A 15,898-nucleotide genomic window follows, 5' to 3' on the forward strand; every position below is an offset into this window, starting at 1 on the left:
GAAAAAGCGCCGCGGAAGCAATCTTCCGCGGCGCTTTTTATAACCGTTATCGTGTCGCGAGCCCTAGTCGTTCTTCTTCTCGAACTCGGTCTGCGCCGCCTTGTCGACCGAGGGCGCGCCCGACGCGGGAGTCGCCTCGTTCGACAGGTTGCCGCCCGGTGCGGCATCGGTCTCGTTGCCGGCAGCCGCCGGCTCCTCGGTCGCTGCGGGTGCCGCCGGGAGCGGCAGGTTCGAACCCTGCTGGTTCATGTAGACGATCAGGTTCGCGCGATCCTGCTGGTTGGGCAGGCCGGCAAAGGTCATCTTCGTGCCGGGGGCGAACTTGCGCGGGTTCTTCAACCACGCATCCATCTTGTCGAAGTCCCAGTTGCCGCCGACGGCCTTGAGCGCGTCGGAGAAGGCGAACCCGCCCTTGCCCTGGCCGATCGCCTCACCCATGGTTCCCCACAGGTTCGGGCCGATCCCGTTCGCGCCGCCCTGGTTGATCGTGTGGCAGGCCGCGCACTTCTTGAAGACGTCCGCGCCCTTGGTCGCATCGGCAGTGCCGAGCAGCGCCGCAATCGGCTTGTCGGCCTCGGCGCCGCCGGCTGCCTCGACCTCGCCTTCGATCGCATAGCCGGCCTTGGCGGGTTCATGTGCCTTGAACACCATGCCGCTGACGATCGACAGGCCAAGCGCGGCAATACCGCCGGCCAGAGCCCACCCCATAAACGTATTCGCGCGATCGTCCATCGTGTCGCCCCTGAGATTTCGAGCTTTCCTCTAGAGTGCAGATTCCCGCATCGCAAGCCAACCCTTTCACCGCACTGCGCAATGGGACCGCTTCACCGGGCTTGTCGCCCGCGCGCAGGCCCGCTAGCGCGCGCGGCCTATGGACAATTTCGCCGCCCCCGCCCGTCCGATCGTCGCGCGCATGATCGAAGCCGTCGCAGCCGAGCCCGGACGCGCGGTCGCGTTCCAGGGCGCCCCGGGTGCGAACTCGCACATCGCGGCGATGCAGGCCTTTCCCCAGGGCGCGCCGCTGCCCTGCTTCAGCTTCGAGGATGCGATCGATGCGGTGCGCGAGGGGCGCGCCGACCGCGCGATCATCCCGATCGAGAATTCGCTGCACGGCCGCGTCGCCGACATCCATTTCCTGCTGCCCGAATCGGGGCTGGCGATCACCGGCGAGCATTTCCTGCCGATCCGCTACGACCTGGTCGCGACTGGCGAGATCGGCCAGGTGCGCGAGGCGATGAGCCATCCCCAGGCGCTGGGCCAGTGCCGCTTCTGGCTGAAGCAACAGGGGATCACGCCCGTGGCCTATCCCGACACGGCGGGTGCCGGCGCAGTCGTCGCCGAGCTGGCCGACCCGGCGATCGCCGCGCTGGTGCCGCCGGGGGCGGGCGAATTGTACGGCCTCAACATCCTCGCGCAGAATCTGGCCGACGCCGACCACAACATGACCCGCTTCGTCATCCTGGCGCGCGAGGCGCAGGAGCCTGCCGGCGCCGGCCCGTGGATGACGACCTTCATCTTCGAGGTGAAGAATATCCCCGCCGCGCTCTACAAGGCGCTGGGCGGCTTTGCGACCAACGGGGTCAACATGACCAAGCTGGAAAGCTATCAGCGCGGCGGCAGCTTCGCCGCGACCGAATTCTACGCCGACGTCACCGGCCGGCCCGGCGAGCCGCCGCTCGACCGCGCGCTGGAAGAGCTGAAGTTCCACACCAAGTCGATGCGGGTGCTCGGCACCTATGCCCAGGCTCGCGAGCGCGGCTGACCCCGTCCGGCGGCGTCAGTCGCCCTCGACCCAGGCGGTCAGCAATGTGTGGGCGATCGCATAGGTCGGCGGCGCAACGAACCGCGCATCGGGATCCCCCGCCAGCGCGGCGCGAACCTCGTCGCGTGTGAACCACAGAGCGTCCTCCAGCTCGTTGCGGTCGAGGACGATCTCGTCATTCTCGGCCCGGGCGACGCAGGCGATCATCAGCGACGAGGGGAAGGGCCAGGGCTGGCTGGCGATGTAGCGGATATCGCGCACACGGATGCCGGTTTCCTCCAGCGTCTCGCGCGCAACCGCTTCCTCGATCGATTCGCCGGGCTCGAGGAACCCCGCCAGCGCCGAATAGCGTCCGCGCGGCCAGGGCGGCTGGCGCCCGAGCAGCGCGCGGCCGTCATGCTCGGCGATCATGATCACGACCGGGTCGGTCCGCGGAAAATGCTCCGCGTGACAGACCGGGCATTTGCGCCCCCATCCGGCTCGAAAGACCTGCGTGCCGGTCCCGCAGACCGAACAGAAGCGGTGGCGCAGATGCCAGTCGACCACGCTGCGTGCCGCGGCATAATTGGCGGCCTCGTCGGCCGGCAGGATCTCCAGCGCACGGAATACCGCCGGCGACCGGCCATAGACCGGGGTCGCCTTCGGATCGATCGCCGCGAAATGCGGCACACCCTCGATGAAGCCGAGAAAGACGAGATCGTCCTCGTCCCCCGCCTCCACCACCGAGCCCCAGGCCAGCCGCCCCTCGGGCGTGAGTTCGGGGTCCAGCGCGTTCAGGCGCAACAGCCGCGCCCGAGGATCGGCGACCGCTGCCGCCAGCCGCTGCGCGTCGCTGCGCAGCGGATCGGCGCGGTCGAACGTGCCGCCGGTAAAGCCGGTTGGTCGTGTCACCGCCGGAAGTCGGTCGCGATCGCCTGATTGATGTCGGCGCGCAGCGGCCATTTTTCGCCCGGCATGTAATTGACCATCACCACGCCGCGAATGCCCCGACCCCGATCGACCCAGGCGAGCGTGCCCGCGGCGCCGGCCCAGCCATAGGTGCCCTTGCCCGCACTGCCCGGCACGTCCTGGAGATAGACCGAACCGCCCGCGCCGAACCCCAGCTTGCCCGCCAGCCCGCTGATCGCGCCCAGCGCGCTGGTGTCGGTGCCCGCCGGCAGCAGGTTCGACATCGCCAATTCGGCCGTCTCCGGCTTCAGGATCCGCACCCCGTCCAGCGTGCCGCCATTTTGCAGCATGTGGAGGAACCGGTCATAATCGCGCGCCGAAGATACCAGCCCCGCCCCGCCATAGGGAAAGCTGGGCGGCTTCAGCCAGATCGAGGTCGGCCCGCCATCGACCGGCATGCGGTTCTCGCCCATGTAGAAATAGTTGGTCGCCAGCCGCGACGCATTGGCCGGCGCGACCATGAAGCCGGTCGAGTTCATCTTGAGCGGATCGAAGATGCGCGCCTTCAGGAAATCGTCGAACTTCTGGCCCGATGCGACCTCGATCACGCGGCCGAGCAGGTCGAGGCTGATCGAATAGCTCCACTTGGTGCCCGGCTCGGCGATCAGCGGCGCCTGAGCGACCCGGTTGGCGAACTCCTCCAGCGTCGGCGCGCGCGCCGCGCGCATCTGCGGCTCCATCGCCGGTCCCACCGCGGCGGGGTTCAGGCCCAGCCGGTTATATTCGTCTAGCAGCGGCCCCTTGGTGATGATCGTGTAGCCGAGTCCAGCGGTGTGAGTCAGCAGGTGGCGAACGGTGATCTGGGTCTTGGCTGGATGGCTGGCCAGCGTGGTGCCGTTGGGGTCGTCGAGCACCTTCATGTTGCGAAATGCCGGAATGAAATCCGAGATCGGCTGGTCGAGCTTGAGCTTGCCTTCCTCGACCAGGATCATCGCGGCGATGCCGGTCACCGGCTTGGTCATCGAATAGATGCGCCACAGACTGTCCGGGCCCGCCGCGGCCGCCTGCGGCTCGTCGGCAATGCGGCCGGCGGAGACGAAGTCGGTCGGCCGGTCGCCGTGGCCGACGCCGACGACGATTCCCGGTACCTTCCGCTCGGCAACATAGCGATCGGCAAGCGCATGGACCGCCGGCAGTGCCTCTGCCGCGCGGGCCGGCGCCGGTGCCGCCTGCTGCGCCGAGGTCGCCTGCACCGCGACCATCGCGACCAGCGCCCCGCCCAATGCCAGCTTCAGGAACCGTGCCTTCATATCGCTCTCCGTATCGCCTCTGCCGCCTTGGCGAAGACGGTCGGCAGTCCCGCCGACTCGATTTCCGCCACCGGCCACCACTGGCCGTCGACGGCTTCCTGCGCCCCGATTGTGGCAACCGCAAGCGCACAGTCGAGCCGGAAATGGGTGAAGACATGGCTCACGCTGCGATCGAGAATTCGCCAGTCCGCCGCGACCGGCGCGCCCTCGGTCCCCGGCGGTGCATCGGCCCATGGCCCGGTCGGCAGCGCACGCATTCCGCCGAGCAGCCCCTTGTCGGGCCGCTGCACCAGCAGCACCTGCCCCTCGCGCTCGACCCAGAAGATCGTGCCATGGCGCTGCGGCTTGGCCGGCTTCTTCGCCTTCACCGGAAACGCCTCGGGCGCCCCGGTCGCAAACCCCGCGCACGACTCGCGCAGCGGGCACAACAGGCAGCGCGGCGACCGCGCGGTGCAGATCGTCGCACCCAGGTCCATCATCGCCTGTGCGAAATCGCCGGCGCGCGCATCGGGCGTGATCGTGTCGGTCAGCACCCGAATCCGCGGCTTTGCGCCCGGCAGGGGATCGGCCAGCGCGAACAGCCGGGTCACGACTCGCTCGACATTGCCGTCGACCACCACCGCGCGCCGCCCGAAGGCGATCGCCGCGATCGCCGCCGCGGTATAGCCCCCCACGCCCGGCAGCCCCAGCAGCTCGGCCTCGCTTTCCGGCATCGCCCCGCGCCGCGCGACTTCGCGGGCGCAGGCGAGCATGTTGCGCGCCCGGGCATAATAGCCGAGCCCTGCCCAGGCGCTCATCACCTCGGCATCCTCTTCGGCGGCCAGCGCCGCGAAATCGGGCCAGCGCGCGGTGAATTTCTCGAAATAGGGGATCACCGTCGCGACCTGGGTCTGCTGGAGCATCACTTCGCTCAGCCACACGCGATAGGGTTCGGTCGCATTCGCGCCGGGCCGCGCCCGCCAGGGCAGGTCGCGGGCGTTCAGGTCATACCAGCGGAGCAGAGTCGCAGCGATGTTGTCGGGCACGCCCCGCCTATGGCATGGGTGATCGCGAATGACGAAGCCCCCGCGTACCACGAGCCGCCAGCCCAGGCCCGAGCCCAAGCGCAGCAACCGCGCCCGCCCGGTCAGCGAGCTGCTGCCCGATGTCGGTCGCGCCGCCTTCCGCAAGTTCGGCTTCGTCCAGCATGCGGTGGTCAGCCGCTGGGCGGAGATCGTCGGCGACCGCTATGCCCGCGTCTCCTCGCCCGAATCGATTCGCTTTCCGAAGGGGGAGCGGAGCGAGGGCGTGCTCCATCTCGTCGTTACCGGAGCCTATGCACCGATGATGCAGCATATCGCGCCCGAGATCGTCGACCGGGTGAACCGATTCTTCGGCTACACCGCCGTCGGCAAGCTCCAGATCCGCCATGGCGAAGTCCGCCGCCGCGCGGTCACCCAGCCGCTGCCCGAGCTCAAGCCGGTTCCCGAGGAGCTGGGCGAGAGCCTGCGCGGCATCGCCGACCCCGAACTCAAGGCGGTTCTCGAGGCGCTTGCCTCGGGAGTCGCGTCCGGCATCCCCAAACTCGGCAGAATCGACTGATGCGTTTCCTTGCTCTCGCCTTCCTGGCGCTGTTCGTCGTCACACCCCCGGCCCTCGCCCAGGCGAAGAAGGGCCGGCCCGCCGCCGCGAAGAAGGCGGCAGCGCGACCGAGCTGGACGACCACCATCGTCAAGACGCCCGAGGGCGGCTTCCGCATCGGCAATCCGAATGCCTCGCTCAAGCTGGTCGAATATGGCTCGCGTAGCTGCCCGACCTGCGCGCGCTTTGCCGCAGAGTCGAAGCCGCTGTTCAGCAACTATGTGGCCAGCGGCAAGGTGAGCTACGAATTCCGCGACTATCTGATCCACCCGCAGGACATCGCCATCTCGCTGCTCGGCCGCTGCGTGCCGACTGCCCGCTACTTCTCGACGCTCGACGCGATGTTTGCTGGCCTGCCGGGCTTCAACGCCCGCGGACAGGCACTGACCGATGCCGATTTCAAGGCGCTCGAGGCGATGGACGTTGTGCCTCAGGCGCGCGCGCTGTCGGACAAGCTGGGCTATACCGCGTTCTTCAAGCAGCGCGGAATGACAGAAGCGCGAGTCACCCAGTGCCTGTCAGACCGGCCGGCACTGATCGAGCTGGGCAAGATCACCGGCGATGCACAGAAGCTTGGGGTGAACAGCACCCCGACATTCTTCCTGAACGGCCGCAAGCTCGACAATGTCCACATCTGGGCTCAGCTCGAGCCCCTACTCAAGTGATTTCCGCCGATCGGCGCCTGTGACTTACCAACGGAGACCTGAAATGCGTGTTGCCCTTGCCCTGATCGCGTCGCTTGCCCTGGCCGGCTGCGGCGGCGGTTCGACCGACGGAAACGTCGCCACCGCCCAGGGCCCTGCCGCGCCCAAGGTCGCCGCACCCGCCGGCAAGAAATGGGTCGATATCGTCGAAAAGACGCCCGAGGGCGGCATGCGCCAGGGCAATCCCAACGCCCCGATCAAGCTGGTCGAATTCGGTTCGCGCAGTTGCCCCGGATGCGCCTATTTCGCGACCACCGCGGTCGAGCCGCTGCGTGAGAAATATGTCTCGACCGGCCAGGTCAGCTATGAATTCCGCGACTTTCCGCTTCATCCGCAGGACCTCGGCCTGATCCTGATCGGCCACTGCGTCCCGACCGAGAGCTTCTTCCCGATCCTCGACGGCATGTATGCCGAGCAGAAGAGCTTCAACGACCGGGCGATGCAGATCCCCGAGGCGACCTTCCGCCAGATGCAGTCGATGGCCCCTGGCGACCAGGCGAAGCAGTTCGTCAACCTGCTCGGCTATGCCGATTTCATGAAGCAGCGTGGCGTGTCGCAGGGACAGCTCGACAAGTGCCTCAGCGACCAGAGCGCGATCGACACGGTGGCCAAGAACGCGCAGGCCGGCGTCGAGAAGGGCGTCAGCGGCACGCCCAGCTTCTTCATCAATGACGTCAAGTTCGAAGGTGGATGGGAGCAGATGGAGGCAGCCCTGCGCGCCGCCGGCGCGCGCTGACCTCCGGCAGGGGGCGGGACGATGCAGATCAAGCGGCTCCGGCTTTCGGGGTTCAAGAGCTTCGTCGATCCCGCCGACCTGCGCATCGAGCCCGGGCTGACCGGCATCGTCGGCCCCAATGGCTGCGGCAAGTCGAACCTGCTCGAGGCGCTGCGCTGGGCCATGGGCGAGAACAGCCCGAAATCGATGCGCGGCGCCGGCATGGAAGACGTGATCTTCGCCGGCACCGCCACCCGCCCCCAGCGCGATTTCGCCGAAGTCTCGATCCTGACCGACGAGATGGGTGACGAGGGCGAAGTCGAAATCGTCCGCCGGATCGAGCGCGGTGCCGGTTCCGCCTATCGCATCAACGGCCGTGACGTCCGCGCCAAGGACGTGTCGCTCGCCTTTGCCGACGCCGCGACCGGCGCGCACAGCCCGGCGCTGGTCAGCCAGGGCCGGATCGGCGCGATCATCTCGGCCAAGCCCGCCGAGCGTCGCGCAATGCTGGAGGAGGCGGCCGGCATCGCCGGACTCCATGTCCGTCGCAAGGATGCCGAACAGAAACTGCGCGCGACCGAGACCAATCTCGCGCGACTCGACGAAGTCATCACCGACCAGGAAACGCGCGCCCAGGCGCTGCGCCGCCAGGCGCGCCAGGCCGAACGCTATCGCGAATTGTCCGACCGCATCCGCGTTGCCGAGGCGCGGCTGATCTTCGCCCGCTGGCGCGAGGCGGCGACCGCCGCCGATATCGCCAAGAAGGAAGCGCAGACCGCCGATGCGCTGGTGACCGAGCGTGGCGCGGCGCATGACCAGGCCGTCGCTGCCCAGCAGGAAGCGGCAACCAGGCTCGCGACGCTGCGCGCCGATGCGCTGATGGTGCGCGACCGCGCCAGCGAGGCGATGCACGCGCTCGCGACGCTGCGCAGCGAACGCCACGCGGTCGAGCGCCGCATCGCCGAGCTGAAGGATGCCGAACGCCGGCTGGCGGACGATCGCAGCCGCGAGGGCGCGCTCGCCCGCGACGCGGCGGAGGCATTGGCCCGGCTGGCCGAGGAGGTGAAATCGCTCGACCAGCGCATCGCCGGCGCGGCCGAGCGGCTGCCGACGCTCGACACCGCGCTGGCCGATGCCGAGCGCGCCGCGCGCGACGCCGAGGTGGCACTGGCGCAGGCGCTTGCGGCGCAGGCAACCGAGGCGGCGGAGGCGCGCGTTGCCGAAGCAGCGCTGGCCGCCGCCCGCGCCCGTGTCGAACGCAGCCAGCGCGACCTGGCCCGGATCGAGTCGGAGCGCCGCGCGCTGCCCGATGCCGAGCCGCTCAAGGCCGAGAAGCTGCGCGCCGCCGACGCGCGCGCGCTGGCGCTGCGCCAGGCCGAGACCGCGCGCACCGGACTGACCCGCGCCGATGCGACCGAGCGCGGCGCGATCGACAGCCGCGATCGCGCCCAGTCGGCCCGTTCCGCCGCCCATGCCGAACTGGCACAGCTCGACAGCGAGGCGCAGGCGTTGGCCAAGTCGACCCGCCCCTCGGACAAGGACCGCGTGCTCGACAAGCTGCGCGTCGACGCCGGCTATGAACGTGCGCTCGCCGCGGCGCTGGGCGACGATCTCGAAGCCGGGCTCGACCCCAGATCGGAACGCTACTGGTCGGGCGCGGACGCCCTGCCCGCCGACCCCGCCGAGGCGCCGGGCACCTCGCGGCTGTCCGCCCATGTCCAGCCACCGCCGCAACTTGCCCGCCGCTTGGCGCAGACGCTGGTCGCCGATGCCGATACCGGCCAGACGCTCGCGGTCGGCCAGCGGCTGGTCACGCTGGCAGGAACGCTGCGCCGCTGGGACGGCTATGTCGCCCGTTCGGGGGGCGCGGCCGCTGCCGAGCGGCTGGTGCGGATCAACCGGCTCTCGGCGATCGAAAAGGCCCGCCCGGCCGCGGTCCGTGCCGTCGAATCGGCCGATGCCGAGCTGGCGCGGATCGACGAGGCGATTGCCGAGGCACGCCGCAATGCCAGCGACTGTCGCCGGCTGCTCGACGCCTCGGAGACTGCGGGACGCGACGCCGCGCGCGCCGAGGATCGCGCGACGGGCCAGCTCGAACGGCTGGAATCGCAGCGCGCCGACCTCGAATCGCGCCGGGCCCGCGTCGTTGCGGAACAGGACGAGGCGGCCGCCGAGCTGGCCCGTGCCGAAGCGGCAAAGACCGCACTCCCGGACGGCAGCGCCACTCGCGAAAAGGTCGCGCGCCTCTCGTCGGAAGCCGAAACCCGCCGCGCTGCCGCTGCAGCCGCCCGCACCGAACGCAGCACGCTGGAACGCGAGATCGCCCAGGCACGCGAGCGCCGCGCCGCAGCCGCTGCCGAGGCAAAAGGCTGGAACACCCGTGCCGGCGAGGCGGCGCGGCGATCGGCCGAGATGGACAAGCGCGCCATCGAACTGGCCGAGGAAAGCGAGACTCTGGTCGATCGCCCCGCGCAACTCGATGCGCAGGTTGCCGAAGCCGAAGCCGCGGGCGAGGCGGCGCGCGCCGCGAGCGCTGCCGCCCAAGCGGCCGAGCGCGAGGCGGAGGCGGCCGTGCGCGCCACCGAAGGCCAGGTCCGCGGCGCGAACGAAGCGCTGGCCCAGGCGCGCGAGGCTCGGGCAGGCGCGACCGCACGCGCCGAGAATCAGGAGATGCGCCGGATCGAGATGGGCCGGCTGTCGGGCGAACGCTTCGAATGCCCGCCCCCGCTGCTGCCGCAACGCGCCGGCTTCGACGAGGCCAATGTCCGCGAGCCGCAGGAGGAATCGACCGGACACGACCGGCTGGTCGCCGAGCGCGAGCGGATCGGTCCGGTCAACCTGGTTGCCGAGAGCGAGCTGGCCGAACTGACCGCCTCGGCCGAGAGCAGCGCGAAGGAGCGTGACGAACTCAGCCAGGCGGTCCACCGCCTGCGCGGCTCGATCGGCACGCTCAACCGCGAAGGGCGCCAGCGGCTGCTGGCGGCATTCGAGGCGGTCGACCAGCATTTCCGCCGCCTGTTCACCGCCTTGTTCAATGGCGGCCAGGCGCATCTCGAACTGGTCGATTCGGACGATCCGCTGGAGGCGGGGCTCGAGATCATGGCCCAGCCTCCAGGCAAGCGCCTCCAGTCGCTGACGCTCTTGTCGGGCGGCGAACAGGCGCTGACCGCGGTGGCGCTCATCTTCGCGCTGTTCCTCACCAACCCCGCGCCGATCTGCGTTCTGGACGAGGTCGACGCCCCGCTCGACGACGCCAATGTCGAGCGTTTCTGCGACTTGCTCGACAAGATGACCCAGGAAACCCGGACCCGCTATCTGATCGTCACCCACAATGCCGCGACGATGAGCCGCATGCACCGCCTGTTCGGCGTGACGATGGTCGAGCGCGGCGTCAGCCGGCTGGTGTCGGTCGACCTTGGCGGCGCCGAGAGCCTGCTTGCCGCGGAATAGCGCTCAGCACTCGGGAACGCGGCTCTTTCCATCCAGCACGAAGCGGCCATCGCGCCAGACATAGCGCTCGTCGAAGGCCATGGAGCCGGTGTAGCGGACGGTGAAGCCCTTGTTCCGCTCGATATCGACGATCTTGCCCTCGGCCGAAGTCACAGCACCTTCGACTGCACCGCCATTGTCATAGCCCGAATGGATCGACGCCACTTCGACGGGTCCGCCCGGGCGCAGCTCGGCAAGCGCGGTCATGCTGCAGCTATAGCCCTGCCAGGTGCCGCCGCCTTCCGCGACGATGACGGGAAGGCTGGTGAAGCGATCGGACACCGACCAGTCGCTCAGATCGCCCATGCTGCCCAGTTCGAGGACCTTGGGAAAACTGCGCGCCACTGCGAAGCGGCCATCGCGTTCGGTCAGGTAATCGACCCGGATCGTGCCGGCGTCCGAGTGTCCCGCATCCTCGATATGGCCATGGCTGATCAGCACCGGGCCGAACGGCGCATCGATCAGCCGATGATCGTCGAACTCCAGCGCGTTATAGTCCCGGGGGAACCGGGTGCCCGAGGGAAAGGCGGCAGCGACCGCGCGGGCCAGGCGCGTTTTCGCGTCGGGGGAAGGCGAGGCGGCCGGAGAAGGCAGTGCCATCGGACTGGCGCTCGGGGTCGGACTGGGTGCCGGGCCAGGCTCGGGCGACCGCGTCGCGAACCACAGGGTCGCCCCGGCAACCAGCGCGACGCCCGCCAGCGCCGCGGCGATGCCCCTTCTCATCGGCGCAGCCTCACTTGGCCTGGGCCTGCTCGTGGTGGCGAATCACCTCGTCGATGATGAAGCGCAGGAATTTCTCGGAAAATTCGGGATCGAGATCGGCATCCTTGGCCAGCCCGCGGAGCCGCGCGATCTGGCGCTCCTCGCGGCCCGGATCGGCTGCGGGCAGCTGGTGCTTCGCCTTGTAGGCCCCCACCGCCTGGGTGATCTTGAAGCGCTCGGCAAGCATATGCACCAGCGCAGCATCGATATTGTCGATGCTCTGGCGATACCGACTCAGCATTTCGTCGCTCATGCGGGTCCTCCCAGGCGCCCTTTTGCGCGCGGGGGCGCCTCACGCAAGCCCGCGCCCTTGCGTTTGTCGCACGCAAAGGCCAGAGCGCCCCGATGAGCGCAACCATCCACCGCCTCACCTCCCGCGAGCCCTCGCTGGAGCCCATGATTTCCCTGGTCGCCCCGGGGATGAACGCGGTGAATGCGGTGATCCTCGATCGCATGCAGTCGGACATTCCGCTGATCCCCGAACTTGCCGGGCATCTGATCGCGGGCGGCGGCAAGCGGATGCGGCCGATGCTGACGCTCGCCAGTGCCGAGCTGCTCGCCTATTCGGGCAATCGCCATCACCGGCTGGCCGCCGCGGTCGAGTTCATCCACACCGCAACGCTGCTCCACGACGACGTCGTCGATTCGTCCGACCTGCGCCGCGGCCGCCGCACCGCCAACATCATCTGGGGCAACCCGGCCAGCGTTCTGGTCGGCGACTTCCTGTTCAGCCGCTCGTTCGAGCTGATGGTCGAGGACGGCAGCCTGAAGGTGCTCAAGATCCTCTCCAGCGCCAGCGCGATCATCGCCGAGGGCGAGGTGAACCAGCTGACTGCGGTACGCCGGCTGGACCTTAGCGAGGAACGCTATCTCGACATCATCGGCGCGAAGACCGCGGCCTTGTTCGCCGCCGCCTGCCGCATCGCCGCCGTCGTCGCCGAGCGCGGCGAGGCGGAGGAAGCGGCGCTCGACGCCTATGGCCGCAACCTCGGCATCGCCTTCCAGCTGGTCGATGACGCGATCGACTATATCTCGGACGCAGGCACGATGGGCAAGGATGCCGGCGACGACTTCCGCGAGGGCAAGATGACCCTCCCCGTGATCCTCGCCTATGCGCGCGGCAACGAAGAGGAGCGCGCCTTCTGGAAGGCGGCGGTCACCGGCCATCGTAATTCGGACGAGGATTTCGCCGAGGCGATCCGGCTCGTCCGCGCCAGCCATTCGGTCGACGACACGCTGGCCCGCGCCCGCCATTACGGCCAGCGCGCGATCGACGCGATCGGCGCCTTCCCCGCCAGCAAGGCGAAGGATGCGATGATCGAGGCGGTCGAGTTCGCGGTCGCCCGCGCATTCTGATCTCAAGTTCCGGATAAAAGACGGCCGCCGCGCCGGGCGCATCCGGCGCAGCGGCCAGGGGGGAGCTATTGCCCCGCCGCGCGGGTCGCCTGATCCATCAGCGCGCGTGCCGTGCGGATCGCGTCGGCTTCCCGCGTCTTTCCGGCCTGCAGCTCGTCGGCAATCTCCAGCAGCCGGCTGGCGATTACCGTTCCGGCCTCGGCCGCCTCGGTGATGCGGATGCCGTTCTTGGTCTCCGCGATGCGGGCCCATTCGGCGCGGATCGCCGCCCAATAGCCCTTGGTCGCCGTCCAGTAAGCGTCCGCCGCCTTGGACGGATAGCCCTCGAAACGTGTGTAGCTGTTGAGGACATATTCCTGGACGACGGGCTTCAGCGCGCCGTCGAACTGGCCCATCTTGATATTGTCCTGCCAGTGGATCCAGCCGGCGGGCGCGATCTGGTGGCGGTTGATGCCGTAATAGCGGTCATAGACGGGGCCGCGCACTGCATCGCGTCTCGCCAGCGGTCGCCAGGTGCCGTCCGATTCCCATCGCCGCACCCCGCCTACCGTCGTCCAGGCGCCGACACCGCCATAGCGCGGGCTGTCGTCGACCTGCCACACGGTCTGCGACCATTTGCCCTTGCGTTCGGCATCGCTCAGCGTGCGCCAGGTCCAGCTGTCCGGGCCGGAATAGACCAGCACTCGCGCCGGCTCATAGTCCCAGTCCTGTCGCCAATGCTTGATGACATGAGTCTTGCCCTCATGCTCGATCACCAGCAGGTGCTGAAGCGAGATGCGGCGGCCGCTGTCCTCGATCACGCGGATGCTTTCGTGCCCGCCCGAGACCTTGGCCTCGATCGGCGTGTAATCGGCCCGCCATGCAGTGGATTCCTGCATGTCGAAGCGGACCTTGTAATTGCCCGCCATCGCCAGGATGTCGGCCCGATCCGCCTCGTAGGAAGCGACGGGTGCGACTGCAGTCGTCTGGGCCAGGACAGGCGTGCCGGCCAGCGGAATGGCAAGCCACGCAAGCGCCGCGGCGCGGAAATAATGATGCTTCATCGTCCCCCTCCTCTTCAGAACCGGAAGCTCAGCGACGCGCTCGCATTGCGGCCGGGCTGGGTATAGGCGTCCTTGATCGTCGAACTGTCGGCGAGGCCGCGAACGTCATTCCACATCGCGTATTTGCGGTCGAAGATGTTGAACACGCCCGCGCGCAGCGTGATGTCCCGAGTCACCCGGAAGAAGGCAGTCGCGTCCAGGATCGTGAACGCCCCGGGCCGATAGCAGGCGGTCGCGCAGACCCCGCGCGTCTGCCCCTGTTCCTTCTGCGCAGCATGGGTCGCGATCAGCTGCCCACCGAAGCGACCCGCCGGATCGCGATAGCCGAGGCCGGCGACGATCTTCAGCGGATCGACCGTGGACAGCGAACTGCGCGTTCCGTCGGGATCGATCACCTCGCCCTTCGCCCAGGAGATTGAGAGGTTGGCATTCAGCCCCCAGCTCGCATTGGCGCGAATGCGCGCTTCGGCGCCGCTGACCTGTGCCCGGTCGAGATTGACGAACTGGTAGATCGCCGGATCGGCCGGGGTGAAACCGCCGCCGACCACTTCCTGGGAGATGAAGTCGTCGAAATCGGCGTGGAAGGCGGTGAGATCGACATTGAGCCAGTCGAAGGCGAAGCGCACGCCGCCCTCGACGCTCTTGCTCGTCTCGGGCCCCAGATTCGGGTTGGGCCGCGAAGTATAGCCAAAGGCGATATTCTCGAAGAACTGGTTTACCTGCCCCGGCTCGGGCGCCTTGAAGCCATGGGCATAGGTGCCGAACAGGCGAACATGATCGCCCAGCTTCAGCACCGCGCCCAGCTTGGGCGAGACGCGCTGGCCGTCCTGCTGCGCGCCGGTGAAGGCGGGGAGCAGCGGGTCCTTTTCAGGCTTCAGGTCATAGGCGTCGAAGCGCAGCGCCGGATACAGCGTCAGCGGCCCGACCTCGACCTCGCCCGCCGCGAACAAGCCGGCAAGCATATAGTCGGTCTCGGGAAAGGCACGGGTCGGGAAGACCTCGCCGGCTGGCGGGACCACGCCGTCGCGCAGGCCCTTCTGATCGGTGAAGCTGATGTCGCCGCCGAACAGCAGCCGGACCCCACCACGAGGCGTCAACCGGATCTCGCCCGAGGCACCGTAGACGCGATTCTCGAACGTGTTGAGCCGCTCCCGATCTGCCGCCGGGGTGCGATCCTCGTCAGTGAACTGGACATCCTCGGCATCCTGCCAGAAGGCGGCGAGCCGGGCATATTCGACCAGGCCCGCACCCTGCCAGCTCCAGTCGGCGGTGACCCGCGTCCGCTTGCCGGTGTCGCGCGCCTGGAGCAGATCGACCGTGCTGCTCAGACCGGTCTGGACATCGGTATCCAGGCGGGTGTCGAGATACTCGCCGGTCACGCGCAGCTTGTGGCCATTGCCCGGCTCCCACACGATCCGGCCGAGCGCGGCGTTCGACCGGCCCTCCTGCGGATTGGCAACGGTCCGCGCCGCGCCGCGCCCGCCGACCGTTCCCTGGTTCTCCAGCTCGTTATAGTCGCGCCGCGTATAGGCGGCCATGATCGACCAGTCGCCCGAGCGGCCCGCCAGGATCGCGGTTTCGGCGAACTCATTGTCGGCCGAGCTGTACGCCGCACGCACCAGCCCGCCGACGCCGTTGCCGTCGCGCAGGAAGTCTGCCGGATCGCTGGTGATGAAGCTGACCGCACCCGATAGCCCGTCGCTGCCATAGAGCGCCGAGGTCGGCCCGCGCAGGATCTCGACCGACTTGATCAGACCCAGGTCGACATAGTCGCCGCGCCCTGCCGCCTGGGCGCCGAAGGTAAAGCCGTCGGGGACGCGGACGCCGTCGACCTGGATCAGCACGCGGTTGCCGCCGATGCCGCGGATGATGAAGCCTTCATTGCCCGCCCGGCCGGTGACGCCGAGTGCCGCGCCGAAGCGGGTCGGTGCCCGAGTGACGCTCACGCCGGGTTCGAACCGGACCAGGTCCTTGATGTCGGTGGCCAGCTCGTCCGCAATCTGGCGCTCGTCGATCACACTCACCGTGGCCGGCGCGTCCTGCGTCGCGACCGGGATCCGCGTGGCCGTCACCGTAATCTGTCCCGGCTCGACGCTCGCCACATCCTGCGCCTGCGACGCGCCTGGCAGCGCTGCCGACAGCGCAAGGATGCCGGCGCCGGCCAGCAGCTTCACTCGTTCCCCGATGTTCATTTCCGCCCTTCTCGATAATGCGACTGATTCGCATTATCTGCCGGTTAGGCTTTCCGG

Annotated in this window: 14 protein-coding genes; 6 read left to right on the forward strand and 8 right to left on the reverse strand. The window is 68.7% G+C overall.

The features are described 5' to 3' along the window. Positions 1–63: 63 nt before the first annotated feature. Complete coding sequence (locus ACZ1H8_RS05975; protein ID WP_465180437.1) at positions 64–732, reverse strand: c-type cytochrome; 669 nt, start codon at positions 730–732, stop codon at positions 64–66. 139 nt (positions 733–871) lie between these two features. Between ACZ1H8_RS05975 and ACZ1H8_RS05980 the strand changes: the two genes are divergently transcribed. After that, positions 872–1,762: a prephenate dehydratase gene (locus ACZ1H8_RS05980; RefSeq protein ID WP_465180438.1), complete on the forward strand. Its 891-nt coding sequence runs from the start codon at positions 872–874 to the stop codon at positions 1,760–1,762. Between the two features lie 15 nt (positions 1,763–1,777). Here the strand turns inward: ACZ1H8_RS05980 and nudC are convergent, their stop codons facing one another. From nudC to ACZ1H8_RS05995, 3 genes are read right to left on the reverse strand one after another with little or no spacing between them, the layout of a single operon-like run. Continuing rightward, the gene (nudC, locus tag ACZ1H8_RS05985; RefSeq protein WP_465180439.1) at positions 1,778–2,653 is read right to left on the reverse strand and encodes an NAD(+) diphosphatase; all 876 of its coding nucleotides are present in this window, start codon (positions 2,651–2,653) and stop codon (positions 1,778–1,780) included. Beyond that, a complete protein-coding gene (locus tag ACZ1H8_RS05990) occupies positions 2,650–3,960 on the reverse strand; it encodes a serine hydrolase domain-containing protein (protein WP_465180440.1) in 1,311 nt (436 codons plus the stop codon). The genes nudC and ACZ1H8_RS05990 overlap by 4 nt, the downstream gene beginning before the upstream one ends. Beyond that, positions 3,957–4,961 carry an A/G-specific adenine glycosylase gene (locus ACZ1H8_RS05995; RefSeq protein WP_465181347.1) on the reverse strand — a complete coding sequence of 335 codons (1,005 nt, stop codon included), beginning with the start codon at positions 4,959–4,961 and terminating at the stop codon, positions 3,957–3,959. Before ACZ1H8_RS05995 ends, ACZ1H8_RS05990 begins: the two co-directional genes overlap by 4 nt. Positions 4,962–5,013: 52 nt before the next feature. Between ACZ1H8_RS05995 and ACZ1H8_RS06000 the strand changes: the two genes are divergently transcribed. The 4 genes from ACZ1H8_RS06000 to smc are packed head-to-tail and all read left to right on the forward strand — an operon-like array spanning position 5,014 to position 10,449. Beyond that, on the forward strand, positions 5,014–5,541 hold the full coding sequence (locus tag ACZ1H8_RS06000) for a DUF721 domain-containing protein (protein WP_465180441.1): 528 nt from the start codon (positions 5,014–5,016) through the stop codon (positions 5,539–5,541). After that, entirely contained in the window at positions 5,541–6,245 is a 705-nt protein-coding gene (locus tag ACZ1H8_RS06005) for a thioredoxin domain-containing protein (protein WP_465180442.1), read from the forward strand. The genes ACZ1H8_RS06000 and ACZ1H8_RS06005 overlap by 1 nt, the downstream gene beginning before the upstream one ends. Positions 6,246–6,288: 43 nt before the next feature. Then, on the forward strand, positions 6,289–7,020 hold the full coding sequence (locus ACZ1H8_RS06010) for a thioredoxin domain-containing protein (protein ID WP_465180443.1): 732 nt from the start codon (positions 6,289–6,291) through the stop codon (positions 7,018–7,020). 21 nt (positions 7,021–7,041) lie between these two features. Then, positions 7,042–10,449 carry a chromosome segregation protein SMC gene (gene smc, locus ACZ1H8_RS06015; protein ID WP_465180444.1) on the forward strand — a complete coding sequence of 1,136 codons (3,408 nt, stop codon included), beginning with the start codon at positions 7,042–7,044 and terminating at the stop codon, positions 10,447–10,449. A 3-nt stretch (positions 10,450–10,452) separates the two neighbouring features. Here the strand turns inward: smc and ACZ1H8_RS06020 are convergent, their stop codons facing one another. Further along, complete coding sequence (locus tag ACZ1H8_RS06020) at positions 10,453–11,211, reverse strand: hypothetical protein (RefSeq protein WP_465180445.1); 759 nt, start codon at positions 11,209–11,211, stop codon at positions 10,453–10,455. Positions 11,212–11,221: 10 nt separating this feature from the next. Beyond that, positions 11,222–11,503 carry a chorismate mutase gene (locus ACZ1H8_RS06025; protein WP_465180446.1) on the reverse strand — a complete coding sequence of 94 codons (282 nt, stop codon included), beginning with the start codon at positions 11,501–11,503 and terminating at the stop codon, positions 11,222–11,224. Between the two features lie 92 nt (positions 11,504–11,595). Here ACZ1H8_RS06025 and ACZ1H8_RS06030 point away from each other — a divergent pair, with 92 nt between their 5' ends. Continuing rightward, positions 11,596–12,606 (forward strand): polyprenyl synthetase family protein, encoded by a 1,011-nt coding sequence (locus tag ACZ1H8_RS06030; protein WP_465180447.1) that lies wholly within the window; start codon positions 11,596–11,598, stop codon positions 12,604–12,606. Between the two features lie 65 nt (positions 12,607–12,671). Here ACZ1H8_RS06030 and ACZ1H8_RS06035 read toward each other — a convergent pair whose 3' ends face one another. Together ACZ1H8_RS06035 and ACZ1H8_RS06040 are read right to left on the reverse strand one after the other, a co-directional pair. Continuing rightward, positions 12,672–13,649, reverse strand: a complete 978-nt coding sequence (locus ACZ1H8_RS06035; protein WP_465180448.1) for a DUF6607 family protein — start codon at positions 13,647–13,649, stop codon at positions 12,672–12,674. A gap of 14 nt (positions 13,650–13,663) precedes the next feature. Then, the gene (locus tag ACZ1H8_RS06040) at positions 13,664–15,841 is read right to left on the reverse strand and encodes a TonB-dependent hemoglobin/transferrin/lactoferrin family receptor (protein ID WP_465180449.1); all 2,178 of its coding nucleotides are present in this window, start codon (positions 15,839–15,841) and stop codon (positions 13,664–13,666) included. Positions 15,842–15,898 lie beyond the last annotated feature (57 nt).

The organism is Sphingomonas sp. BL-S-25, assembly GCF_055521555.1.